Below are 26,133 nucleotides of genomic sequence, written 5' to 3' on the forward strand. Positions count from 1 at the left end.
TCATGGTACAAAATTCATCTAGGATCGGACTTTCTTTGGAATTACTCAACAATACTATTGGCTATTCACTTTCAACAGAAGAATTCCAAAGCTGTCAAGAAAAATTCAAATATTTGCAACCCAAAGTAGGAAAATTTTGGCAAGGAACTAATGTTGAGGCTGGGATTTATATCGTACTTACTGGTAAAGTTAGATTGCTAGATGAAGCCGGGGAATTAATCAGCACACTAGAAGCAGGAGCATCATTTGGGCATTTTACCTTATTTCCAGATGCCAACTTTAAACTATATTCCACCAGAGCCAGTGAAAATCTGCAACTGTGCTTTCTTCCAGGTGAATTTCTCAAAACCTTGATGGCTAAATATCCAAAAATCAAGCAGCATTTGAGAACCAAAGCCCAAACTTTCAATTCTCTATTAATTAGGTCTGATGAAGAAGACCAAAAGGAGATATCATCCACACCAGTTGCAATCGCCACTGCTGCTATCTCTGCAATCGCAACCAAACCAGAGAAAAAGATTAATAAAGCTTACTTTCCTACACCTACCCAAAAAGTTCGTCATCTATTACAGCGAGTCACTCGGCGCTATCCTTTTTTTGCTCAACAAAGTGCATCTGATTGTGGTGCTGCTTGTCTTGTAATGGTATCTCTTTACTGGGGAAAACAATTTAGCCTTAACCGCCTGCGCGATATCACTAATGTTGACCGCAATGGTGCATCTTTGCGTGGATTAACAGCAGCCGCAGAAAGCTTGGGGTTGAATACTCGTCCAGTTAAAGCTAGTTTGAAGCAATTAGCAAAACAACAATTACCCGCCATTGTCCATTGGGAAGGTAAGCACTACATTGTTGTTTATGAAATTACTGCAAAACAGGTAATTGTCGCCGATCCCGCCATCGGTCAACGCACTTTATCTCATCAAGAATTTCAAGCTGGTTGGACTGGTTATGCACTATTACTAAAACCGACAGCTTTGTTCAAGAATGGGAAAGAAAGTACCACTCCTTTTTGGCAATTTTTTGAATTAATCAAGCCTCATTGGTTAGTGATGTTGGAAGTCTTTATAGCTTCCATATTTATCCAAATATTTGGACTCATCACCCCATTATTCACGCAATTAATTTTAGACCGAGTAGTCGTGCAGCGTTCTGGTCTAACGTTAATGGCGGTGGGGTTGGGATTGATGATTTTTAGCCTTTTCCGTGTAGCAATGACAGGGTTACGACAATATCTCATAGACCACACGGCGAATAAAATAGATGTAGCATTAGTAGTAGCATTTATTCGTCATACATTGCGGCTTCCTTTGAGTTACTTTGAAACCCGTTATGTAGGAGATATTATCTCTCGCTTGCAGGAAAACAATAAAATTCAAAGGTTTATTTCTGGTGAAGCATTATCAATCATCCTAGATTTAATTACTGTATTTATCTATCTAGGTTTAATGTTTTGGTACAGTTGGAAAATGGCATTACTATCCTTAGTCATTGTCCCGCCATTTTTCTTGCTGGCCTTGATTGCGACACCGTTTTTACAAAGAATATCCAGAGAAATATTTAATGCCGTTGCTAAAGAAAGTAGTTATCTTATTGAAGCGCTGACTGGTGTCAGGACGATAAAATCAATGGCTGTAGAACAAATAGTCCGTTGGCATTGGGAAGAGTTATTACACAAAGAGATCAAAACTAATTTTTCTGGACAAGTCATTGGCAATCGTCTCCAAATTTTTAGCAATACTATTGAAGCAGTGGTATCTACTGCATTATTGTGGTTTGGAGCTAGCTTAGTAATTCAAAATCAACTAACAATTGGACAATTAGTAGCATTTAATATGTTACTAGGTCATATTATTACACCATTCCAAAGATTAACTGTACTGTGGAATCAATTACAGGAACTAATCATTGCCGTAGAACGCATTAATGATGTGTTAGATGCGGAGGCTGAAGAAGATTTACAACAACAAACTCGGCAATCTCTACCACATATTAAAGGTAATATTAGCTTTGATAATGTGACATTTCGTTACCATCCAGACAGTGATATCAATATTCTGGAAAATCTCAGTTTTACAATTCAATCGGGACAAATCGTCGCCTTAGTGGGACGTAGTGGTTCTGGTAAAACTACGATTTCTAAGTTAGTTTTAGGTTTATATCCTGTTACTGACGGCAAAATATTGATTGATAGACATGATATTACGAGTATCTCTTTACATTCTTTACGTCAGCAGGTAGGAGTAGTCGATCAAGATAGTTTTTTGTTTGGTAGTACAATTCGAGAAAATATCAGTTTGGGACATCCTGATGCTAGTTTAACTGAAATTATGGACGCAGCAAGATTAGCCGGGGCTGATGAGTTTATTAAGAAATTACCTATGGGTTATGAAACCCAAATTGGTGAAGGTGGCGGGTTGTTATCGGGAGGACAAAGGCAAAGAATTGCTATTGCCAGGGCTTTATTAGGTAATCCTCAATTATTAATTTTAGACGAGGCTACTTCCCATCTGGATACAGAATCTGAACGAATAATTCAGCAGAATTTGAAAACAATTCTTCGAGGGAGAACTGCTTTAATAATTGCTCATCGCCTTTCTACTATTAAGAATGCAGATTTAATTTTAGTTTTAGATAAAGGTGTATTGGTTGAAAGTGGAAATCATGAAGAATTAATGGCGAAACGCGGACATTACTTTTATCTTAATCAACAGCAATTAGGTGGGAATGAATGAGGACTATGACAAATATATTGAATGGAAAACTCAAGGCAGAAATTGATAAAGATGAGCAGGTTCAAGTAAATTTAATATCTCAACCAATAGTTGAAGCTAATACAGATTGGTCTTTTGCTACTAAAGAATTATTAGATAGTTTACCGCAAGTTTGGACTAGGGGATTACTGTATTTTTTAGTGATGTTTTTTTCTGCTATCTTACCTTGGGCAATGTTATCTAAAGTTGATGAAACGGGTACAGCTAGAGGAAAAATTGAGCCTAAAGGTAAGACAATTAGATTAGATAGTTTAGTGTCTGGTACTGTAACAGAAATTCGAGTTAGAGAAGGTGAAACAGTAAAGGCTGGACAACGTTTATTAGTGTTAGATACAGACTTAATTAAAGCAGAAATACGACAGATACAAGATAAATTAGAGGGTCAGTTAAACAGGCGATCGCAGTTAAATTCTACCAAAAATCAGTTAGTAGTTGCTTTTACGACTCAGCAACAACAAAACCAATCTCAAGCTTTAGAAAAACAAGTACAAATCGACCAAGCAAAACAAAGTTTGCTGTCATTAAATAATACTTATGAGTTGCAAAAAGAAGAAAAAAAAGCTCAATTAAATCAGGCTCAACAAAATTTTGAGCATAGTAAAACGGCGAGTAAGTTAATTGAGAGTAGTTTGGCGATCGCCCAACAAGAAGAAGTCAGATATCATAAACTTTATAAACAGGGAGTCACGCCAGAAATTAATCTTGTAGAAAAGCAAGAGCTAGTTAAAGAAAAGCAAAAATTATACGAACAAGGTCAATCAGATATTCAACAAGCCAAGTTACAGCTATCAGAACAGCAGAGTAGTTATGAACGAGTTGTGAAACAAGGAAAAGCGGATATTACTCAAGCACAACTACGCCTCAATGAACAAGAACGTAGTTATCAAACCCTAACTCGTTCTACTCAGTTAGCTTTGTTGCGAATCGAAGAACAACAAAAGAACCTGCAAACTGAAATTACAACACTAGATGCCGAAATTGCTCAGACTAAAAGGCAGATTGAATCATTAAATATTCAATTAGCTCAAAGGGAGCTAAAAGCACCTGTAAGTGGGACTATATTTCGATTACCCATTCCAAAAGCTGGGGCTGTAGTCCAATCAGGAACAATGGTAGCAGAGATTGCTCCTGTTGATTCATCTTTGATAGTTCGGGCGCAAATAGCAACAACAGAAAGCGGTTCTTTAAAGGAAAGTTTACCAGTAAAGCTCAAATTTGATGCTTATCCTTTTCAAGATTATGGAGTAATAGAAGGAGAGCTAACTAATATTTCTCCTACCACTATAGAAGTAGATACATTTAATGGTAAAATTGCGGCTTATAATCTCGAAATTACTTTAAAACAAAATTGTATAAAGAATAGTGATAAGTGTAATCCTTTACGTCCAGGAGATACAGTAACGGCTGAGATAATTGTACGTCAGCAGCGAATTATTGATTTTCTGCTTGACCCATTCAAGCAGTTACAATCAGGTGGATTAAAGCTGTAATACCATTAGCTAGAGATGCGATTGTTGTTAATAAAGTTAAAGGAAAATATCATGTCACAACTTATCACTATTACTAAGGAAGATATTATCCATCAAATTAAGTTATCCGGCAAAATACCTGAGATAATTGAGCAGATTGTTCAACGTAAAATTATCCAAAATATTGCAATAGAAGTCGGTATTAAAGTCGAGGTAGGAGAATTACAAAAAACAGCAGACCAAATGCGATTAGTGAAACAACTCACCAATGCTGAAGATACGTTGGTATGGTTAAAAAAACATAGTTTGTCTCTAGATGATTTTGAAGAGATTGTTTACACAACTCTGCTTTCAGCTAAATTAGCTAATCATTTGTTTGCTGATAAAGTTGAATCATACTTTTATGAACATCAACTAGATTACCTTAATGTGGTGATGCATGAAGTGATGTTAGATGATGAAGATTTAGCATGGGAACTCTTTTATGCAGTGAAGGAAGGTGAAAAAAGTTTTTATGATATAGCTCATAAATATATTCAAGATGTAGAACTACGGCGCAAAGGTGGATATCGAGGGGTAATACGTCGTAAAACTTTGAATCCAGATATTTCTGCTGCTGTGTTTGCAGCTAAACCACCGCAGCTTTTAAAGCCTATTGTGACTGGTGAAGGAGTATATTTGATTTTTGTCGAAGAGATTATTCAAAGACAATTAGATGAGAAACTGCATCTAGAAATTGCTGCACATTTATATTATGAATGGCTGAAAGCACAAAGCGAAGAAATTGAATCTCATGTTCAGCTTGACTAAATAATTAGTAATTCGTAATTTAAGATATACAAGTCTCCATTGTTAGCAACTACGAATTACTTTGACTCAAGTAACCACTGTCGATTTTGACTTATATTGAAACGAAGTTAAATTATTCGGGTCAATACCCTGAGATTGTAAATAAGCAATCAGTAGTTATTTTTGCTAAGTTTCTTGTTCTCTGCATTGGTGTTCATGTTCAGTACGTTGACATTATTGTTTAGTATGTTTCACAGCCCATAGTAACAAATTATAAGCTTTATTTCACCAGTACAACCAATAACTAGTGGCAGCTTCTTTTCTGCCTTACTAAATTATCAAAAACAAACTCATTACATTAATAGAATAATGACCATTTTCGTCTGGTTACTTTAAACTATAGCGTTAATTTATAGTTAATGATATTTAAATAAATTATCGTCTGGTTCAAAAATTATGTAGATGAGACTTCTTGCAGAAGTCGGGAAAAAGGGAAGGGGAAAGGGGGAAGGGTTTGGTATTTTCCGTTTCCCCAATAAAGATGAGTCCCTTTTCCCACAAGAGTACAAAAAATACTTTTGCAAGAGGTCTATGGAATCTGCTAAATTTGCTCGTAATTAAAAAAACTGTGGTAATGTTGAGCATGTAAAGCTGCAACTAAATACCACAGGATTAAATCTTTGATAAGGCGTTAAGCGATAGTGATGCTACCGATAGTTTAGCCTCTTAGCCTGACTTAATGTGTCTATTATACTTATACCTTGGGAGCATCACCCCCCAATATAATCAGAATCAGAGCCACCTGTTTGCCACGGTAATCCCTCGCCTGAGTAAATTACATTACCCCACACTTCATAACCGTCAGAATTTTGAAAATTCTGTGTATAATCTGAAATTAATAGTCCTCCTCGAATATTTTGCATTTCCCCCTGTGATAGTTTTTGGTAACAGTCTGAGAGGTCTTCAATTGGAAGTTGATTATTAGATTCAACATTGGTCTTTTTGTGGTTTTTCATTTTTTTCCTTTTATCTTGTAATGTTCTGGGTCTTGTGTATGATTGCTACCTTTGGCTCCATGTACCATCACGTGTGCATACAAACTCACCACTCGTCGTTGTGATTACAGAACCAGTAGAATATGCTTGACCTGCGTAATAACATAGGCCCCCAATGATCCTTTGCTGTTGCTCATCAGAAAGAGTGAATAATTCATCTTCTGAATTTGGTAAATGCAATTCACGGATTAGAAGTTTATGCATTTGTAAATCACCTCATAATTTGATTATTCCTGATCTGAGATAGTTTAATATCCCATCTTGACTTTTATAATCTCAGGCTTATTGATTTTTATCAATAATTTATTCAATAAAAACGTACATAAATAATTCATATTATACCCATATTGAACTCAATTTTTTATTTTAATTCAGTTCAATACTATATTTTATTAAGGAATTACAAAACACAATTCTAATTTTTAGTGCATAATATCTGCATTTTTTATCTCTTTTAGTTTTTCTTGGTTCACGAACTTACTTATACAGCATTTTGCAAGTAATTGAGATACAAAATGTAAGACTCACGCATCAGATATAAATAGTTTCTACCTCCTACCTCAAAACCCGTAACTTTGTACATCATGCAAAGGAAACTGCTGTAGACATAATAAAAATCAACCCAATATAGAAATTTGGTTGATATAAAAATATTATTACTACTGAACTTTTTCTGATTTAGCTAATTAAATTAACTAAATGTGTTTAGGTGTTGCTACCTCATGTATTAATTCAGACGCATTATAGTTATCCGTAATTACTTGTGGACAACGCATACAAGCAGCTTTACCTTCCTGTTGCCACCACCGACAATCTCGGCGTATAGAACAAGGTGGTAATCTCTCTACTACTACAGGTAATTTATCTACAATTCGCTGTGCTAAACGACAATCTGTGCCATCAAAATGTTGGCAATTAGAAGTGACGCAGGACGATGCAATCCGAAAAACTTCTGTGGGTGTAATTGGGCTAATTTTTGCTAATAATTCCTCTGTGACAAACTCTGGTTGCTTAAGATAAGCTATGCGAGGTTCTGCTATTGTCCCAGTCACTACACCGTAGACAATAGCTTTGTCTAATTCTGGTTTAGAACTGGGGCAAAGTGGAGTCTTTTTAGTAGTAATCTCTTCCATTAATGTTCACTCCAGAGAAGAGTTTATTTTAGATGTTGGAAGAGAGGGGTTTTCATATATCAAGCCTATAGTTGGTACTGGCAAGGGAAATGATGATAATCTCACAGAAATGGGAGATGAAGATATCCCACCAAGTACATGTCTTATCTCTTCATCAGATAAATCTAACAAAGAATTTTCTGGATTCATTGCCTGATATCTTCGAGCGATCGCACTATTTACAGCATCATCAATCAGGTCGTTCAGTTCAAAAGAACTTTGGTTGTTTCTGTATTTTTCTGACATTTTGATTTTCCTTTGAATAACTAACTCTTGGCTACACCTGCTTCTTGCTCAACTAAATCTAAAGCTTTTTTCACTCTAAATACGGCTCTCAAATAAACTACTTGACTATTCCAAGGCGATCGCGGTAACAAAGGCTCTTGAGATATGCTTTGATTTTGAGAACTAATAGCTACATTTTCTACTGAATACTCAAGCACAAACTATTCCTCCTATTTGCTAACTGACAGTTGCTAAAGAAGAATTCAGCGTTACTTCTTCTTGCCAATGCGACCATTGAATGCGGTTAGCAGCAAACTGAAGTGATTCGTCAGCTGGTAAAGGTGCATTAATCGGTTCCTCCACCAAAACAAACTTTCCATTATCAAATGGCAAGCCTTCGGCTGGTTGTTCTAGATAAAATCGCTCTCGAATGCCTCGTTTTGCTTGCGTTAAAGCGCGATGATGGCAGTATGGGTTATTTCCTCGTTTATCAAAGAAAACATGAGCAGTCCAACTGCAACCACCACGGCAGAGTTCAGCAAATTCACAAGTTTTGCAGAAACCCCACAGATGTTCTGTTCCTTTAGGAGTACCAGCCCCCAAATTAAACCGCAGTTCCTCTGTCTCTTCAATAATTGTGCGTAAATTATAATCGCGAATATTTCCTCCCGTGTATGCAGATGTAGGTAACGAGGGACAACCTTTGATAGCACCATCAGCTTCAATACCCAAGGCTGAAAGTCCAGCAGTGCAGCCTTGCCAAAATGACCAAGCATCTCCTCCCCGGAAAAGCCGCTCGTAAGGGCCGTAGTAACCAATATTATTCCCTGGTTGTACTTGCACTCCTTCTTTAGCTGCTCTTTGGATAACACGAGCAATCATTGGATAAATATCTAACAATTCATAGGGTTGCAATAGAATTTCGCTATTATCAGCTGCATTCCCCATCGGTACAGTTAATTGCACTTGCCAAGCGAAGATTCCAGCATCACGGACGTGTTCGTAAATAAGGGGAAACTCTGGTGCGGAGAGACGATTGATTTGGGTATTGCAACCAAAGGAAATTCCCACTTCTTTCAGGTGACTCATGGTTTTAAACGCCCATTGCCAAGAGCCTTTTTTACCGCGTAGACGGTCATGAGTTGCTTCTAAACCATCAACTGAGACAGAAACTACGCCAATTCCAGCTTCTTTCATCCTTTGGGCAGTTTCTAGCGTGATACCAAAGCCACCAGTTGTCATACCGCAGAGCATCCCCGCATCTGTAACAGCTTTAGCAATTTCTAACCAGTCAGGACGTAAGAAAGCTTCTCCTCCAATAAGAGTGACTTCGGTAATTCCTACTTCTGCTAATTGTTTAACTAAATCCAGTGCTTCTGCTGTAGATAATTCTTTTGCTCTTGCATGACCGGCACGAGAACCACAATGTTGACAAGCAAGGTTGCATTTGAGGGTAATTTCCCAAACGGCGTAACTAATGCGACGATATGTCATGAGAATATCCTGGTTTGTTTCTCTAGAAAGGGACAGATAGGGATATATCCTTTTCGATGAATTGATAATGTTGAACCTGCATGTACTTGACTTAGTTTTTAACAGTAAATGTTGCAACTTTAGTAAAAGTCTAAATCTCTTCTTGGCCCTCCATAAATGAGAATTTTATCCCACAGAGAGAATTGGATAAATGCTGATGTAGCACCACCAATAACCGCTTCTAATTCTCGCTCATCTAAATCCTGAAGCTCACTATCGGGAATAGACTCTAATAACTGACCAGTATATTCTTCAAACTCTTCTTGGGTAAAATCATAACCAGCAGCTTTGACAAATTGGCTACATTCATCTTTACTTTTTACATTTTGTATTTGAGTACGAAAAGACTCATCATTAGCTAGTCTCTCGTAGTAAAGTTTGACGTTTTCTAGAGACATAGTTTGTTCCTTTAAGTTAAGATAGTTTTGTGAGAGCGGAACGTCTAACGCACCACTTATGAGAATAAAGACGATGCGTGTTCAAAAATTAGGTTAGTTTATGTATCTAACTCAACTACTCCTGCTTTAGAGTGTATTTTGCAATAAGTAGTAGAATTTCTACTGATAAATCCGATAGTTGTAGAACATCGACTGCATCAACTCGAATGCCAATATCACGTTACCTTGCAATTGTTGATGCTGAATCAGGCTATGGCATAATCACCTGCTGCCAGCGATCTGTTTGAGCAGGTGATTATGCCATCGCACTAAGCAAAGCTACAAAAAACTGTTACACAACTTTACTAACTAATTATCATTTTGAACCAAACAGTTAACAAGCAAATAAGAGGTTAGATAATAGGTATTCATATATTTTATTATGAGCCTATGTAAAAATCTAACCATTAGTTAAAAGGCTTGATACATAATGGTTGTTATTTGTGCAGTAGTAACAGTCCGAATGTAGTTACACCAATTTTTTGATGATAATTTTAATGATAATAGTAATTAAACCACCACCAAAAATCTTATCATTATCTTCTTCTTGTATTTCTTGAATGAAGTTTTCATCATCTGTTGTAGCTGAAAGGTTAGAAATTGTGATTCTAGACATTATTCAATGTGCTCCTAATTCAAAATATGCCAAATTTCTAAAATCTTGCTAGTAGACGTGTAAGCTCATTAAAAAACAACAGGTTTACAAAATTGCAAACTTTGTTTTTCAATTAGCATCTGAGGTATAGGTTAGTATTTCGGCAACAACTGCCCTAACTAGCCATTTGACAATAAAACCTATTCCACCATAAACTAAATCAAGTTCTTGATTTGTTAATTCTTGAAAGCAATCTTGAGTATTTTCAAGATTAGATATGTTGATTTTAGCCATTTGCAATATCCTACTAAGAAAAGTTGATTGAGATGAAAGTTTTAATTAACTCATCTTGCTAATAGCATCTCTAATTTATTGCCTAAAATCAAGACATTCGTACTTGTAAAACGTACATAAATAATACATTTTTGAGATTTTTTTTTCCACTTATTGCACTATCAGCGGTTGTTTAATTTATATAAAATAAGTTTTTAATGGAATTTTTAAATTTTTGAGAGCATAATTACTGCTTTTAAGCTCTCGTTTGTTATTAAGAGGGTGTTTGAAAAGTTGTTAGAGGTAAAATATCATGCTAATCGCCTTAACATAATGCGGATCATGGCAAGATAAATAAAAGCCTCGGCTGTTTCGGGTAATAACTCATAGCCTCTGACCAATCGTTGGCATCCCATCAGAACCATGCACCACTGGGAATGAGGTTATGGCGCAGATTTTCAACGAATGCGAGAAGTGCGGGTTGGAACTGCTGGAGGACGGGATTTATCGGGATGACGTTAAGTTAGGCTCAGTTGGCTGTACAGATGGCAACTGGTGGGTCATCCGCGCTTCTTCAGGGCAGCACAAGAGGGCGTGTGGTTCGGTGGATCGGGCAGTGCGTAGGCTTTGCCCGTCGCAGACATCGCTCTTGGAAGTAAAAGAGTCAACCGATGCACAAGTAACTGACTGCGAACAATTGCTAGACCTGCCGTTTGAGGAGTTAACCGCCCAAGATTGGCAACGGCTACGGGCTTATAAGCCAGTATCAGAATTAGTTGCAGCGTAAGGGAAACAGTGGGCTTTGATGCCCACTACTTAAATAAAAAGGATATCTCAGTTTCAAATATAACTATCTGTATGGAGACAAGCCTCAGTAATTTTCTCCTAATGCCTCACCAATCCCTTCATTCATAGTCAAAACAATGAACTGTGCAATCACCGCTTTTGAAAAATGCTGGTATCTCTCGCCACCTTGGGGTCAGCAAATGCCCTCGCTTGAAGTTCATTTGTCGGAGAAAGTGTACCTCACGACTAATCACACATTTGGTTATTGCTGTGGGGTGCAGTGGCAGCAGGACGAGTGGGTTTATGCCATCGCAGTCGAACGCTCAATATCCTACGTCACTAAACGCGAAATCATCGGTACGGGACGATTACAGTCCACTTACTTGAGAAAACCTGCTTTTGTATATTGGCTGCACAATTACAAACTTTGAGCCGAATTCAGTTTGAGGAAAATTTATGAAAGTTATCGTTCAAGTAGTCGAAAAAGTCATTAGTGAAGCACACATTTATCTACCTGATGGACTGACAGAAGCAGCCATCAGACAAGTCATTACAGACCGATATAATTCCGGCAAAATGACTCCAGATTTGAACATTTTTCAGGTTGATTTTGAATCCATTAGTGCAACGATTATTAACAATCAAGACTCTTTTAACGTTGAAGAGGAAGCAGCATGACTGTTACACCACTATTAACACCGCAGACAGTTGTTACTGAAACTATTACCCGTCACCGTCTCAACTTCTACGAGTCGCCCTCATGGTTCACAACTGAACTACTGCGCCATGTTCGATTGTCTGGTGTGATTGGTGAGCCTTGTGTTGGGCATCAGGCGATCGCATCATTACTAGGAGTGTGGCCACACACCACAAATATCTGGACAAATGACCTTGACCCGAACAAACAAGCCCACTTTCACTACGACGCAACATTAACCGACTCCTGGGCTAAATTCCCCGAATGCGACTGGATCTGCAATCCGCCATACGCCGAATTTGCTGCACCAATCATCAAGAATGCCTACCACAAAGCGCGTGTGGGCGTTGCGGCTTTTCTCCTGACCAGCTTTCTCGAACCCTGCGATGACCGGGCTGATTTCTTACAGCAGCACCCGCCGTCACTTGTACTGACCCTGCCGCGCTTTTGTTTTCGCAAGGACAAACGTGGTACTCGTTGGGCTACGGACAACATTACCATCTCGTGTTTCGTTTGGGACAAACGTGCAACCACACAGCGCATTATCGTGCGTCCCAAATCTCAAATTATCGGGTTTTACAAGAATCCCGAACAGGCTATTTCACAAGAACGGGCAGAAGAAATTGTTTTGGCGTTAGCGAAGCTTAACGTTCGCGTAGCGTCTCGCAGAGAAGTTATCGCAAGAGGGGAATTATGAAACAGATGTCGCTTTTTGATGAACCAACTGCTGTTTTACCAGTCACTTACTACCCAGAGTTTCTTTCCAAGCAGGAAGCCGACGAACTTTACCAACATTGCCAAGAATTGCAATGGCAGCAGAATCAAATACGTATGGTTGGTAAAACAATGCCCGTTCCGCGCCTTGAATGTATTTACGGCGACGAAGGCTGTGATTACCTCTACTCTAAGAGTGTATTACTCAAACCCCTGCTCGTACAACCGACGTACCAAAGCCAGCTTCTGTTGCTTACGTTGTAACCTATCGCTCTTGGTTTGCATTGCTGCCAAATGAGCCATTACTACTGTAGCGAAAGGATTACGGCTGGCTTCTAACTCCGATATCTGTTGTTGATAATCTAACAACTTGATGACAGGAAACTGAAAATCAACCGTACAGCCAAACAATTCGTAACCAAACTGATTCGGTCGCCACTTTATATTCTCATCTCCCAGTACCGCCAATGAAGCAACTGAACGATTGTAACGGTCGAAAATTCGATAGTTGTAGACAAACATACGTCTGGGGAAATCTGTTTCTTCTTGGCTTTGAACTTCTACGTGAATCAACAGCCAAGATTCTTCGCCGCCGATGCGGTAAATTTTCACCAATTTATCTATCAATCGCTTTCCTAACTCGGCATCCCGGACTACCTGCTGTAACTCCTGAATCTTCGTCTTTGTTGTTAAAAAAATCCGAGACTTCGCATCAAACCCAAGATCCTGCATCTAGGCCAACAGTGCCCGCCTTGTTCGATAATCCCGAACAAATGAATAAAGCTAAAAAACCAAAATTCCAATCGATTGAAGACTTGCTTAATCAGGTTTTACTCGACCCCAGCATTATGGCATCTGACCCGTTGCCCGCCGTTTAACGAAGCGAAATCAAGTTGCGTGGCTGGCGGTTCCCCTGGCGCACTGCTACCAGAGACAAGATTTACCAAACCTGCGATCGCGGTTTAGTGGAGTTAATCGCAAAGGAGAGAGCTAAGTGGAGTAAATGCGAGTGGACTGAAAAAATTCCCACAGTCATCAAGTCCATCGGCAATCTGGAAGCAACCAAAGGCGGGTTAGAAGAACTGCTGGGTTATTGGTCAAAAGTTTTGGAGTCGGTTACACCTCAAACTGAAGAATCAAAAGCCACTGACCAACCCATTAGCTACTACTCGAATCGCTCCCTTGAGTGGCACAAAGCAACATTCTGCGAACTACTTGACCTTGGGGATAAAGTCGGCACAGATCCGGCGATCGCTCAATTCAGTATCCGCTATGACCAACAATACACAGGTGCTACTGATGCTTGGTTGAACTGGTTAGATGCGAATTATCCCCAAATTTATGCACATCTGAATCAAGCCGCAGCATAAAAACAATTCGCTGCTTAGAGCAATACCCAATGCCCCATACCCAATGCCCAATACCCAATGCCCAATACCCAATGCCTAATGCCCCATGCCCAATGCCCCATGCCCAATACCCAATGCCCCATACCCAAATACCCCATACCCAATGCCTAACGCCCAATGCCTAATGCCCAATGCCTAATGCCCAATGCCCAATAACCAGTCCCCAACCCTGACCAGAGGTTTTTATGACAAAAGATTTGGATTTCACAACCAGTAAAGACCGCTTGCCCCCGCAAAGCATTGAGGCTGAAGAAGCAATAGTTGGTGGTATCATGCTTGACCCATCTGCTATGAGCCGAATCAGCGATCGCTTGGTTGCAGATGCCTTTTACATCAGCGCCCACAAGGACATATACCAAGCAGCGCAACGACTGTACAGCCAAGGACTACCAACGGATTTGCTCTATGTCACCGGCTGGTTGTCTGACAACGGTCTATTGTTTCGCGTTGGTGGGCGCAATAAACTCGCAACTCTGGTTGACCGTACTGTGTCAGCTATCAACATCGATGCTTTCGCCGATTTGGTGATGGAAAAATACCAACGGCGGCAGTTGATAAAAGCGGGAACTGAAATTGTCCAGCTGGGCTATGCAACCGAAACCGAACTACCGATTGTCCTTGACCAAGCCGAACAAAAAGTCTACGGCATTGCGTCAGAGCATTCTGCCACAGATTTAGTTCACATTTCCGATTCCCTGGCTGATGCCTTCACCGAAATCGAAGCACGTCACGCTGGAACCGCTAGCCCTGCTGTGTCCACTGGATTCTACGACTTAGACAGTTTACTCGGTGGTGGCTTCAAGAAAGGGCGGCTGTATGTTCTGGCTGCTCGTCCGTCTGTTGGGAAATCCGCTTTGGCTGGTAATCTCGCTCTGGCGATCGCGAGTAGGAGTCGGTTGCCCATGTGTGTCTTCAGCCTAGAGATGTCCACTGATGAATATGTACAGCGTTTCTTGAGCAGTGAATCGGGTATTGAAAACAATTTTCTTGAAACTGGGTGCGTGTCGAATAACCAGTGGCAACCGTTAAGTCAGGCGATCGCATCCTTGAGCGAACTGCCGATTTTCATCAACGATAACTCTTGCCCCAGCTTGACCGAAATCCGCAGCCAAGTTCGCCGGATATCGTCTCATTACGGCGGTGTTGGGCTTGTGGTTGTGGATTATCTGCAATTGATGGCTGAAGGTGCTGACTCCAGGGCTAATATGACCGAGCGTGTTGGGGAAATCAGCCGGGGGTTAAAATCGGGCACCGCCATCCACTTCTATGACGCTACCAGTAAAGTAATCACATTCAATAATAAAACGCATGGCCTGCCAGATTTCGTAAGGTTCAGCTATGCGCCCCATAGGTATTTTGGCAGTCATCTTTGCCAAGGCTTCGGGAGATACCCGACTGAGGATTGGGGTATTCGTCAATCCAGGTGCTATGCCAGCCACCCTAAATCCGAAGGATGCTAATTCTAAAGCCCATGTACGTGTGTCTGCATCTAGTCCCGCCTTGGAAGCACTATAATTTGACTGACCAGGATTGCCTGACCTGGTTACAGAAGAGATATTTACTATTAAAGCTGGGGAAATATTCTTCTCAATCGCTACAGATGCAAATTCCCGCGACATGAAAAAAGCACCGGTCAAATTCACATCAATTACCCGCTTCCATTGTGCCGTCGGCAGCTTACGTAACCAACCCTCTTCGTCACGTGTAACTAGTAACCCATCACGGAGAATACCCGCATTATTAACCAAGGTATTAACATGTCCAATCTTTTCAAAAGCGAGGAGAACAAATTCTTTAACAATTGATTCATTCGCTACATCAAGCTGTAAACCGTAGATATTTCCTGGTAAACCAATACCCTCTGCCTCCAAGGCTTTCAGCCCATCAATATCCAAATCCCCGCCAACCACTTGAGCACCTGCACGAGCCAACTCTAAAGTGATGCAACGTCCGATTCCACTGGCAGCCCCGGTCACTATTGCTTTAACATTTTTTAACTGCATAGTATTTTACAGAACATGATATGATGAGCAACTGAAATGTCATTAGACGTTTTGCAAAAGTCCAAAAATCAAAAATGGCATTTGGAGCCAGATATAAGTTAACAAAGAAAATCGCAAGATTATTTCACATTTTGCACGAATCTGAGTTAAGTTCCACGCTCTAAATAAACATTCCAGCTTTTTGAGCATTTTTCCAAAAAGTCTATAAAAATATATATAAACAAAATCAAGGAACAAGATACTGCAAAATGTTTTTTGAATCAAATCAGTTTGCATTTATCGCATTTTTAGAAGCCAACTGGCTACTAATCCGAAAAGAATTAGAGCAGCTAAAGCCAAAAAACTTTATTGATTGGCCAGAAAAAAATATTTATAACCAAGGATGGGAAGTTTTTGGACTATATGCTTTTAGCAATAAGATTGAGGAAAATTGCCGATTGTGCCCTGAGACAACTAAGTTGGTTGAGATGATACCAGGGATGACAACGGCGGGGTTTTCTTCTTTAGCTCCAGGAACTTATATCGGTCCACATTTTGGCGCAACTAAAGCCGTTTTGCGCTGTCACTTGGGCTTAGTTGTGCCCGATGAATGTGCGATTCGGGTAGACAGTGAAACTAGAAGTTGGCAAGAAGGGAAGTGTTTAGTTTTTGACGATACATTTGAGCATGAAGCTTGGAATAAATCTGACAAAACTAGAATTGTCTTACTTATTGACTTTAATCGTCCAGAGTCAACTTTAACCGAGCAATTGGAACTTAACCAAACTATTGATGAAGAGTATTGGTTAAAAATTTTATCCCAAACTAAAACCTCCGCTAATTCTTAATATTAGTTCTGTTCTTCAGAAACGAATTTGATTTATGGAAGTTTATGTATTGCCTCTATCTCTCTCTCAAAGGCAACTCTGGTATCAGGAAATAGTTTCTTCTGGTAACATTGCATATAATATTCCGATCGCTTTGCGTTTACTGGGTAATCTTGAGCGAGTAGCGCTGGAAGATTCTTTCCGAAAGATTATCAACCGCCATGAAACTCTCCGAACAACGTTTGCTTTAGAAAATGGGGAACCTGTTCAATTAATTCATCCAGAACAGGAATTTTATCTCGAATATAAAATAATAGAATCATTTTTAGACAAACAAGCAGACAACTTCAAAATAATCTTAAAAACAGAATCTCGTCGCCCCTTCAATCTCGTCAAAGGGCCATTGATGAGAGCGACTTTGTATGAGATATCACCACAAGAGTATATTCTCTTGATGAATCTACATCATATTATCAGTGATGGCTGGTCTTTAGGAATATTTGTTAAGGAACTGACCGAATTTTATAGTGCAGCTGTTCAAGGTTCACAAGTTTCTTTGCCAGCATTACCAATTCAATACGGCGATTATGCTGAATGGCAACAAAACTGGCTGCAAGCAGAGTCAATTCAACAACAATTAGCTTACTGGGAACAAGCACTAAAATCACCTCTGCCGGTGCTTGATTTACCCCTAGACAAATTACGTCCAGCATCACAAACTTTTAATGGCGCAGTGTTGCGTGAACCTCTGTCAGCATTTCTCACTGCCTCTGTAGAGGCATTAGCAAAATCAGAAGGTGCTACCTTTTTTATGGTGGCATTGGCAGTTTATCAAGTTTTACTATTTCGTTATTCTGGTCAAACCGATATTATAGTCGGTACTGCGATCGCTAATCGCAAACGTAGTGAAATTGATTGCCTCATTGGTTGTTTTGTTAATACTTTACCTCTACGCGGCGATCTTTCTGGACAACCTTCATTTCGCCAATTTCTGCGCCAAATATCCCAAACCTGCGTTGAAGCTTACGCTCATCAAGATGTCCCCTTAGAACTCCTGGTAGAGAAACTGAAAATTAAGCGTGACCCTAGTCGTTCACCCATTTTTCAAACCCTTTTCGCCTTGCAAAATGCACCCATCGGCGAAATTCAGCTACCAGGGATCATCGTTCAACCCATCTATATAGATAATGGTGGTGCGAAATTCGACCTCAGTTTGATGTTAGAACCTGCTGCTGAGGGATGGCTAGTAGCACTGGAATATAATACCGACTTGTTTACACTGGAAACAGCCCAGCGGATACTAACTCATTATCAACAAATATTAATCGCTGCTGTTAGTGCCCCCGATCTTAGCATTAATGCTTTACCTCTGTTAACAACCAGCGAACGACAGGAACTTTTAGCCTTAGGTTATACATCAGAATATACAAAATTCGAGCCAACAAATTTAGTTGAACTTTTTATTAAAAGCGCCCGCACTCATGGCGATAGAATTGCTCTGATTACATTAGACAAAAAATTAACTTATCAAGAATTAGACCAACGCTCCAACCAACTAGCTGCTGTTTTACAACAAAAAGGAGTAACTACCGAAACACGGGTAGGCATTTTTCTAGAACGGAGTGCAGAGTTAGTAATTTCCTTACTTGCAGTCCTCAAAGCAGGTGGTACTTATGTACCGCTAGACCCTCAATATCCGAGCGATCGCCTACGTTTTATTGCGGAAGATAGTGGTATTATTTTGTTGTTAACAGCAGAAGTTTTGGTATCTGCAATTCCGGTGGTGGGAACGGAATTATTGGTGATTGACAAGCTAGAATTCTCACCAAATGTAAACTTTGCTTCCCAAATTCTCCCTAATCAAGCAGCCTACATTATTTATACCAGCGGTTCCACAGGAGAGCCAAAAGGTTGTGTAGTCACTCACAACAACGTTGTCAGACTCATGCAAAATACAGCAGCATGGTTTGACTTTAATGAAAATGATGTGTGGACACTGGTTCACTCCTTCGCTTTTGACTTTTCAGTTTGGGAAATTTGGGGAGCCTTGGTATATGGTGGCAAACTAGTTGTAGTTCCTTATTTAGAAAGTCGCTCTCCCGAAGCCTTTCGCACCCTTTTACAACAAGAAGGCGTTACTATCCTCAATCAAACTCCTTCCGCCTTTCGCCAACTTATTCGAGCTGATAGAGAATTTGCAGACACACTGGCTTTACGAGCAATTATTTTTGGTGGGGAAGCATTAGAATTACAAAGCCTCAAACCTTGGATAGAACGTTACGGCGATGGCTATCCGCGTTTAATCAATATGTATGGGATTACAGAAACCACCGTTCACGTTACTTATCGTCCCATTCTAGAAGAGGATATTTCACAAAATCGCGGTAGCGTCATTGGTGTACCCATCCCAGACTTATCTCTCTATATACTAGATGATGCCCTAGAACCCTCACCGTTTGGTATCCCAGGAGAAATCTATGTGGGTGGTATGGGTGTCTCTAGAGGATATCTCAACCGCACAACATTGACAGCAGAAAGGTTTATTCCCGATCCATACAGCCAACAACCGGGAGCTAGACTCTATCGTACAGGGGATTTGGCCCGACGCTTGCCCAATGGCGATATTGAATATCTGGGACGCTGCGATTTGCAAGTGAAAGTACGCGGTTTTCGCATTGAATTAGGGGAAGTTGAAGCCGCTTTAGCCGTACTTCCACAAGTAACAGAAGCGGTAGTTATTGTCCACTCAGAAGCTGAAAAAGATCGGCGTTTGGTAGCTTATGTTGTACCGAATGGTCAAATCGATCAAAATCAGTTGCGGACAGCCCTAAAAGAGCGTTTACCCGATTATATGATTCCGGCAGCCTTTATGTTGTTGGATGCTATGCCTTTGACTGCCCAAGGGAAGATTAACCGCAAAGCTTTACCTGCACCAGATTGGAATCAAGCTACTGCTAGACGCAGTTTAATACCACCACAAACTGATGCTCAAAAGGTAATTTGTCGCGTTTGGGAGCAAGTTTTAGGTTTGGATTCTATAGGGATTGAGGATAATTTCTTCGATTTAGGTGGTGATTCTATCTTGGCGTTGCGAGTCGTCACCGAAATGCGTCGCCAAGGGTGGATATTAACGCCAAAAGAAATATTTCAGGAACAAACAGTCCAACGGTTGGCTATTGTAGCGCAAATGATGCGATGGCTTCTCTCCGAGACGCTAGGCGAACGCCCGCCGCAGGCATCGCCAGCATTACCTACTACTATAGTTGCAGGTGAAGTTCCCCTCAGTCCCATCCAAAAATGGTTTTTTAACCTCAATCTTCCCAATCCTCATCATTGGAATCAAGCCATACTTTTGGAAGTCCATCAATCCCTAGAAGCGCCAACAGTTGCAGCCGCGATTAAAGTTATTTCTTCACATCACGATAGTTTGAGATTAAGATTTCAAGAAAACAAAGGAGTTTGGCGACAGTTTTATACAGAAAACGAAGCCGCCTTTTCTTGGGAAATAGTTGATTTAGCTCTCGAAACAGAGTCTGAACAAAATGCTACCATGCGGGAAGTTGGGGAACGAGTACAGGGATCGCTTGATTTGACTAACGGCCCCCTGGCTCGTGCTGTTTGGTTTAATCTAGGAGAAAATCGCCTATCTCGGCTCTTAATAGTTATTCATCACTTGATTGTTGATGGCGTTTCTTGGCGGATTTTGCTTCAGGATTTAGTAGAAGCAATTAGTGGTAGCCAAATTTCATCACCTCCAACATCTTTCCAGCAATGGAGTCAATTTCTCCACACCTTTGCCAACTCAACAGATATCCAAGCAGAAACACAGTTTTGGCTAGATACTATTAAAGGAGAAACGGCGAAATTACCTCTAGATTTTGCCAAGTCTTTAACAGACAACCAAGAGTCATCTGTTAAAACAGTTTCCTTGAAATTAACCAAAGAACAAACTCAGATATTTCTTACTAAAGCCAATAAAGCTTACCGCACCCAACCCCAAGAATTATTAATTGCCGCTTTAGGTAAAACTTTGAGGAATATTACCCAAAGGCAAACATTGCAAATTCTCATGGAAGGGCATGGTAGAGAAGAACTATCCTCAGATTTAGATATTACTCGCACCCTTGGCTGGTTTACTACTCTTTATCCTCTGCGTTTAGAATTGCCAGCTAGTAGTCTAGAGGCAGATATGATTAAAACTGTCAAAGAACAACTGCGTTCCATTCCCCAACGAGGGTTTGGTTATGGTCTTTTAAGATATCTCAATAACGAAACAGCTAATAGTTTTGCTGAAGCGTTCCCAGCACCCATTAGCTTTAATTATCTTGGTCAAGTGCGAAGCGAAAGTGGCAAAAATAAGTTATTCCAGTTACTGAATGAAGAGATAAAAGTAACACGAAATCCTGAAGGTTTGCGCCCCCACATCATTGATATTAACAGTATTGTCATTGAAGGAGAATTGCGCGTTGATTGGTTGTATAGTTCCAGCTTGCATAACCAAGAAACAATTGTTAAATGGGCTGGCGAGTTTCAACAAAATCTGCTAAATATCCTCAACCATTGTACAAATATAGGTATAGGTAGATATACACCTTCAGATTTCGCTTTAGTTAGGATTCCCCAATCTTATATAGACATTCTACAAGAAAAATATTCCAAGTTAGAAGATATTTATCCCCTATCTCCTTTGCAGGAAGGGATGCTATTTCACACTATATATAACCCAGAAGAGGGAATTTACTTTGAACAAGTAACAGGCAAAATTATCGGTAAACTCGATGTTGACAAGTTTAATTTTGCTTGGCAAACCGTCGTAGATAGACATCCAATTTTACGTAGCGCCTTTGTTTGGGACAATCAAGATTCGTCTCTGCAAATTGTTAGTAAATCTATCCAATTCTCTATTTTACAACAAGACTGGCGCGATTTATCACCTGCACAGCAAGAGGATAAACTTCAGCAATATCTGATAGAAGATCGTCAAAATGGATTTTTATTGGATAGATGCCCATTGATGCGGTTTAGCGTCGTTCAGTTAGATAATTTTACCTGGCAATGGATTTGGAGTCATCACCATATCATTCTTGATGGTTGGTCATTACCAGTAATATTTAAAGAAGTTCTGGCTATTTATGAATCAACCTGTCAACGAGTTCCCCATTCTCTACCTCCCATTCCACCTTATCGTAATTATATTCAGTGGCTAGCAACTCGAAATCGTGAAGAAGCCAAGCAGTTTTGGCAGGAGACTCTGCATGATATCACCACATCAACTCGCCTATCTTGGCAACTACCAGAAGAGGAATTAGTAACTAATTTAACTGCCTATGCAGAAGTAGAATTACGCCTAAGTCAAGTAGAATTTGCCAAATTACAAAAGATGGTGCAAAAGCATCGACTAACACTGAATACTGTAGCTCAAGGTGCTTGGGGACTTTGTTTACAAAAACATGGTGCGGGAGAAGATGTACTATTCGGTGTTACCGTTTCTGGACGACCGCCGGAACTTGCCGAAATTGAAAATATGGTAGGGTTATTTATCAACACCCTACCGATGCGAGTTCATCTCAATCCAACAGTAACCGTCACCGCTTGGCTAGAAAACATTCAACAGCATCATGTACAGATGCGAGAATACGAATATAGTAAATTGACGGATATTCAAAAGGAAATTCCCTTGGCAGCGGGAGAATCATTATTTGAGAGTATTTTAGTCTTTGAAAATTATCCAGTTGACCAAAGTTTAAAAGAGCAGGGGCAGCATTTTCGAGTTGATAATATCCAGTTTTATGAACGAACTAATTACCCATTGACAGTCGGTGTAATTCCAGATAATGGATTGCTGTTAAAGCTGAATTACCAAACAAAATTCCTGTCTGCAACAGCCGCGGAAGTTCTCCTGTCACGACTGCGAAATATTATGGTCAATCTGGCTGAAAAACCGGATTTTGTGTTGGGAAAAATCCAGGCTTTATCAGCACAAGAGCAGATGAGCAATGAAAGAAATACTAATGCTATTATTTGGGGAGATTTCCGCACGGCTCATCAGTTGTTTGAAGACTCGGCAGATTTACATCCTAATTCTGTGGCGTTAGTTTGTGGCGATGATGCAATTACCTATAGTGAATTAGAAAAACGTGCCAATCAATTAGCCGCTACCTTAATATCAATTGGCATTGGCTATGAATCAATTGTAGGTTTATATTTTCACCCCGATCTTGACTTTATTATTGCCCTGCTGGCCGTATTGAAAGCGGGAGCAGCATTTCTTCCCCTGGATCGCAGCTATCCCGAAACGCGTCTGCAATTCATTGTAGAAGATAGCCAAACTCATCTGATTATCACAAAAGAAGCCCCGCCACCAGGGTTATTTCCAGGTGATATTAAAGTGATAATTATTGGAGATCGGGGTGGAATTTCAATACCTCATGCTCCTAATCGTCCTAATTTAAAATTTAGAGCAGAGAATCTCGCCTACATTATTTACACCTCTGGTTCTACAGGTAAACCGAAAGGCGTTTTAGTGTCTCATGCAGGTATTCAAAATCTGGTATGCAATCAAACTGCGAGTTTTGGTGTCACAGCCGAGAGTCGCATTTATCAATTTGCTTCTCTGAATTTTGATGCTGCAATTTCTGAGATTTTTATGGCCTTGGGTGGCGGCGCAACTCTATATCTGCAAGAAAAAGCAAATCGTTCTCCTAGTTCTGCTCTTTGGGAAGCATTAACCAATTGGCAAATTACTCATGTCACCCTTCCCCCGTCGCTGCTAGCCGCCATTGAACCTACAAATTTACCGCAATTGCAAACCCTGATTGTGGCTGGGGAAGCAGCTTCTGGTGATTTACTCCGGCGCTGGGGTGGAGAGAAACGTGCTTGTTTTAACGCCTATGGCCCCACAGAAGCAACAGTCTGCGCCAGCTTGATGAATTGTTCCCATTTACTCGGTGAACCCAGCATTGGGAAAGCGATCGCTAATGTCGAAATTTACCTCCTGGACTCCTTTTTAGAACCAGTGGCTTTGGGTGTAACTGGGGAAATCTATATTGGAGGAATCAGTTTAGCACGAGGCTACTTACATCGCCCCAGCTTAACAGCAGAGGCATTTATACCCCATCCCTTAGCTAAAACACCGGGAGCTAGACTTTACAAAACAGGCGATCGCGGCGTTTACGACTTGCAAGGAAACATCCGGTTTATGGGTCGGCAAGATGCTCAGGTAAAATTTAACGGTTATCGGATTGAATTAGGGGAAATTGAAGCTGCTTTAACCAGATACGCTACGGTAGACAGTGCAGTGGCGATCCTGCGCCAAGATATGCCAGGACGCAAGCGGATAGTAGCTTATGCTCTCACACCCAAGGAAAACCCACCTACCACCAACGAATTACGGGATTATTTAGCAGAGGTTTTACCAGCTTATATGATTCCCAGTGCAGTGGTGTTAGTCACACAATGGCCCCTCACCCCCAACGGCAAAATCGATCGTCAAGCCCTTCCCGCACCCGAAATACCAATAACCCCAACCATACCAAAAACTCAAACAGAGGAGATATTAGCCCAAATCTGGGCAGAAGTGTTGGGGCTAGAAACCGTCAATCCCGATGATAATTTCTTCGAGTTGGGGGGAGACTCGATCGTGAGCTTGCAAATCGTTTCTCGTACCCGTGCTGCTGGCTGGGAGATTAGCCCCAAAGACATATTTGAAGCTCAAACCCTGTCCCGACTAGCGGCGAGAGCCAAACCATTAGCGCTAGGTGAGTCTCGCCGCCCTGATGAGCCATTAACTGGTACTGTTGCTCTGTCACCCATCCAGCATTGGTTTTTTGCTAAAAATTGGACTCATCCGCATCATTGGAACCAAGCGATCGCTTTGAATATTAAAGAACCATTGAAAATCGATGCATTAGCGATCGCATTAGATGCTTTGGTTGCTCACCATGATGTTTTGCGATTAAAATTCTCTGAACATCAAGGACGATGGGAGCAATCTTACTCTGGGCTGGCTGAAAGTCCCCCGTTGCGGCTCGAAGACTTTAGCAACTATCCGCCCCAAATACAGCAAAATACTTTAACTGCGATCGTGGAAGCAGAACACGGGAGTTTCCAACTTGACCATCCGCCGTTGTTACGAGTGCTATATGCCACAAATATCACCGGATATGGAAACGTTCTGTTTCTCTTCGGACATCATTTAATTGTAGACGGCGTATCCTGGCGGATTCTGCTGGAAGACTTAAACCAAGCTTACCAACAAGCTATAGATAACCAGCCTATTTCCTTACCTCCCAAAACATCCTCTTATCGAGAGTGGACTACATCTTTGCAAATTCTGGCTGACTCAAACGAATTCATCAAAGACATTCCATTTTGGCAAAATATTCTCTCTACTCCTGTCACCGCATTACCTGTTGATTATCCAGTCATCCCTGGAAGCAACACAGTAGGCAGTACAGCCATAATATCTTGCCAACTTTCCCCACAAGAAACAAATACTCTTCTCAAACAAGCAACCGCCATCTATCATGCTGGCGTGCAAGAAATCATGCTAGCTGCATTACTAAAAACCCTAACTGACACTTACAAATCGGATAGTTGGCCGATCGATTTAGAAGGACATGGACGAGAAGAACTAGCTAGTGAATTGGATCTTTCCAGGACAGTTGGCTGGTTTACATCCCTCTATCCAATTATTCTGAAACAACCAATCAAAAATGCAGATCGGGATGTGTTGCTTAAAGAAATTAAAACCCAATTACGAGGAATTCCCCATCATGGTATTAGCTTCGGGTTGCTGTGTTACATCAGCCAAAATCAAGTTTTACAGGAAATGCTAGACACTGTACAACCAACTGGCATTAGTTTCAATTATTTAGGGCCAACTGACAACCTATCAAAAAGCAATAACCTATTCAATATCAGCAATGCTCCCACAGGAACAGGATTATTTGCTGAACAAGAACGTCCCCACCTATTAGCAATTAATGCTCGCATCCAAAATGAATGCTTGCAAGTAGACTGGTCTTACAGCCAGCAGATTCATCATCGACAGACTATCGATAACCTTGCAGCAACTTATCTGAATAACCTCCGCTTATACCTAACAGATTCAATATCCACTAATTCATCATTTTATAGTGCTACCGACTTTCACTTAGTTGATTTATCGGAAAATGAACTAGATTCAATTTTAGAAGATTTAGAATAACCGTTATCCAATCTTTATTTTTTATTCGTGTACTTTGTTTCCTTTGAAGTAATCTGCGACAAGTCTCCCTGCATCTAGTTGAGTTAAGCATTCTTTCCTTTTCTTCCTTTGCGGTAGCCTGCGGAAAGCCACTCCGTGTCTAGGTTTTAAAAATTGACTTTGACAGACAAAAAATTAAGCCATAACTGAAC

At 40.5% G+C, this 26,133-nt stretch carries 22 protein-coding genes and 3 pseudogenes; 12 read left to right on the top strand and 13 right to left on the bottom strand.

From position 1 onward, the window contains the following. The first annotated feature begins 2 nt into the window (after nt 1–2). Genes NSTC745_RS20685 through NSTC745_RS20695 form a run of 3 tightly spaced genes read left to right on the top strand, consistent with a single transcriptional unit; the run spans nt 3 to nt 5,050 of the window. Entirely contained in the window at nt 3–2,732 is a 2,730-nt protein-coding gene (locus NSTC745_RS20685) for a peptidase domain-containing ABC transporter (protein WP_445632614.1), read from the top strand. 5 nt (nt 2,733–2,737) lie between these two features. Then, nucleotides 2,738–4,261, top strand: coding sequence for an HlyD family efflux transporter periplasmic adaptor subunit (locus tag NSTC745_RS20690; protein WP_445632615.1), 1,524 nt, complete (start codon nt 2,738–2,740; stop codon nt 4,259–4,261). Nucleotides 4,262–4,312: 51 nt separating this feature from the next. Next, complete coding sequence (locus NSTC745_RS20695; RefSeq protein WP_445632616.1) at nt 4,313–5,050, top strand: foldase protein PrsA; 738 nt, start codon at nt 4,313–4,315, stop codon at nt 5,048–5,050. A gap of 749 nt (nt 5,051–5,799) precedes the next feature. Here the strand turns inward: NSTC745_RS20695 and NSTC745_RS20700 are convergent. From NSTC745_RS20700 to NSTC745_RS20745, 10 genes and pseudogenes are all read right to left on the bottom strand, one after another. Further along, nucleotides 5,800–6,045 carry a hypothetical protein gene (locus tag NSTC745_RS20700; RefSeq protein WP_445632617.1) on the bottom strand — a complete coding sequence of 82 codons (246 nt, stop codon included), beginning with the start codon at nt 6,043–6,045 and terminating at the stop codon, nt 5,800–5,802. 45 nt (nt 6,046–6,090) lie between these two features. Next, entirely contained in the window at nt 6,091–6,288 is a 198-nt protein-coding gene (locus NSTC745_RS20705) for a DUF1496 domain-containing protein (RefSeq protein ID WP_445632618.1), read from the bottom strand. 491 nt (nt 6,289–6,779) lie between these two features. Beyond that, on the bottom strand, nt 6,780–7,217 hold the full coding sequence (locus NSTC745_RS20710) for a nitrogen fixation protein (RefSeq protein ID WP_445632619.1): 438 nt from the start codon (nt 7,215–7,217) through the stop codon (nt 6,780–6,782). A 6-nt stretch (nt 7,218–7,223) separates the two neighbouring features. Continuing rightward, nucleotides 7,224–7,502: a hypothetical protein gene (locus tag NSTC745_RS20715; protein WP_445632620.1), complete on the bottom strand. Its 279-nt coding sequence runs from the start codon at nt 7,500–7,502 to the stop codon at nt 7,224–7,226. Between the two features lie 20 nt (nt 7,503–7,522). Continuing rightward, nucleotides 7,523–7,699, bottom strand: a complete 177-nt coding sequence (locus NSTC745_RS20720; protein WP_445632621.1) for a hypothetical protein — start codon at nt 7,697–7,699, stop codon at nt 7,523–7,525. A gap of 19 nt (nt 7,700–7,718) precedes the next feature. Continuing rightward, nucleotides 7,719–8,975: a nif11-class peptide radical SAM maturase 3 gene (locus NSTC745_RS20725; RefSeq protein WP_445632622.1), complete on the bottom strand. Its 1,257-nt coding sequence runs from the start codon at nt 8,973–8,975 to the stop codon at nt 7,719–7,721. Between the two features lie 119 nt (nt 8,976–9,094). After that, the gene (locus NSTC745_RS20730; RefSeq protein WP_445632623.1) at nt 9,095–9,412 is read right to left on the bottom strand and encodes a Nif11-like leader peptide family natural product precursor; all 318 of its coding nucleotides are present in this window, start codon (nt 9,410–9,412) and stop codon (nt 9,095–9,097) included. Nucleotides 9,413–9,920: 508 nt separating this feature from the next. Next, the gene (locus NSTC745_RS20735) at nt 9,921–10,067 is read right to left on the bottom strand and encodes a hypothetical protein (RefSeq protein ID WP_445632624.1); all 147 of its coding nucleotides are present in this window, start codon (nt 10,065–10,067) and stop codon (nt 9,921–9,923) included. Nucleotides 10,068–10,175: 108 nt separating this feature from the next. Continuing rightward, nucleotides 10,176–10,340 (bottom strand): bacteriocin, encoded by a 165-nt coding sequence (locus NSTC745_RS20740; RefSeq protein ID WP_445632625.1) that lies wholly within the window; start codon nt 10,338–10,340, stop codon nt 10,176–10,178. 290 nt (nt 10,341–10,630) lie between these two features. Then, nucleotides 10,631–10,738, bottom strand: a pseudogene (locus NSTC745_RS20745) (IS5/IS1182 family transposase); the annotation flags it as partial. A gap of 62 nt (nt 10,739–10,800) precedes the next feature. On the opposite strand from NSTC745_RS20745, the gene NSTC745_RS20750 reads away from it, so the two are divergent. The 5 genes from NSTC745_RS20750 to NSTC745_RS20770 all read left to right on the top strand — a co-directional run bounded on the left by NSTC745_RS20750 (nt 10,801) and on the right by NSTC745_RS20770 (nt 12,780). Continuing rightward, entirely contained in the window at nt 10,801–11,106 is a 306-nt protein-coding gene (locus NSTC745_RS20750; RefSeq protein ID WP_445632626.1) for a hypothetical protein, read from the top strand. A 136-nt stretch (nt 11,107–11,242) separates the two neighbouring features. Further along, nucleotides 11,243–11,536 carry a DUF1392 family protein gene (locus NSTC745_RS20755; protein ID WP_445632627.1) on the top strand — a complete coding sequence of 98 codons (294 nt, stop codon included), beginning with the start codon at nt 11,243–11,245 and terminating at the stop codon, nt 11,534–11,536. Between the two features lie 25 nt (nt 11,537–11,561). Next, nucleotides 11,562–11,783, top strand: coding sequence for a hypothetical protein (locus tag NSTC745_RS20760; RefSeq protein WP_445632628.1), 222 nt, complete (start codon nt 11,562–11,564; stop codon nt 11,781–11,783). After that, nucleotides 11,780–12,499, top strand: a complete 720-nt coding sequence (locus NSTC745_RS20765; protein WP_445632629.1) for a hypothetical protein — start codon at nt 11,780–11,782, stop codon at nt 12,497–12,499. Before NSTC745_RS20760 ends, NSTC745_RS20765 begins: the two co-directional genes overlap by 4 nt. Continuing rightward, nucleotides 12,496–12,780, top strand: coding sequence for a hypothetical protein (locus tag NSTC745_RS20770; RefSeq protein ID WP_445632630.1), 285 nt, complete (start codon nt 12,496–12,498; stop codon nt 12,778–12,780). Before NSTC745_RS20765 ends, NSTC745_RS20770 begins: the two co-directional genes overlap by 4 nt. Here the strand turns inward: NSTC745_RS20770 and NSTC745_RS20775 are convergent. Then, nucleotides 12,721–13,188: pseudogene (locus NSTC745_RS20775) on the bottom strand (cytosolic protein); the annotation flags it as partial. The gene NSTC745_RS20770 and the pseudogene NSTC745_RS20775 overlap by 60 nt on opposite strands. Nucleotides 13,189–13,409: 221 nt before the next feature. Between NSTC745_RS20775 and NSTC745_RS20780 the strand changes: the two are divergent. Then, nucleotides 13,410–13,886 (top strand): hypothetical protein, encoded by a 477-nt coding sequence (locus tag NSTC745_RS20780; RefSeq protein WP_445632631.1) that lies wholly within the window; start codon nt 13,410–13,412, stop codon nt 13,884–13,886. 146 nt (nt 13,887–14,032) lie between these two features. On the opposite strand, the gene NSTC745_RS20785 is transcribed toward NSTC745_RS20780, so the two are convergent. After that, nucleotides 14,033–14,269, bottom strand: coding sequence for a hypothetical protein (locus NSTC745_RS20785; protein WP_445638778.1), 237 nt, complete (start codon nt 14,267–14,269; stop codon nt 14,033–14,035). On the opposite strand from NSTC745_RS20785, the pseudogene NSTC745_RS20790 reads away from it, so the two are divergent. Then, nucleotides 14,198–15,112 (top strand): annotated as a pseudogene (locus tag NSTC745_RS20790) (DnaB-like helicase C-terminal domain-containing protein); the annotation flags it as partial. The gene NSTC745_RS20785 and the pseudogene NSTC745_RS20790 overlap by 72 nt on opposite strands. A 51-nt stretch (nt 15,113–15,163) precedes the next feature. On the opposite strand, the gene NSTC745_RS20795 reads toward NSTC745_RS20790, so the two are convergent. Further along, a complete protein-coding gene (locus NSTC745_RS20795; RefSeq protein ID WP_414569465.1) occupies nt 15,164–15,928 on the bottom strand; it encodes an SDR family oxidoreductase in 765 nt (254 codons plus the stop codon). 248 nt (nt 15,929–16,176) lie between these two features. Between NSTC745_RS20795 and NSTC745_RS20800 the strand changes: the two genes are divergently transcribed. Together NSTC745_RS20800 and NSTC745_RS20805 are read left to right on the top strand one after the other, a co-directional pair. Continuing rightward, complete coding sequence (locus NSTC745_RS20800; RefSeq protein WP_445632632.1) at nt 16,177–16,755, top strand: aspartyl/asparaginyl beta-hydroxylase domain-containing protein; 579 nt, start codon at nt 16,177–16,179, stop codon at nt 16,753–16,755. 34 nt (nt 16,756–16,789) lie between these two features. Continuing rightward, nucleotides 16,790–25,942 (top strand): amino acid adenylation domain-containing protein, encoded by a 9,153-nt coding sequence (locus NSTC745_RS20805; protein WP_445632633.1) that lies wholly within the window; start codon nt 16,790–16,792, stop codon nt 25,940–25,942. Nucleotides 25,943–26,133: the final 191 nt, after the last annotated feature.

The sequence above is a fragment of the Nostoc sp. DSM 114161 genome, assembly GCF_052692665.1.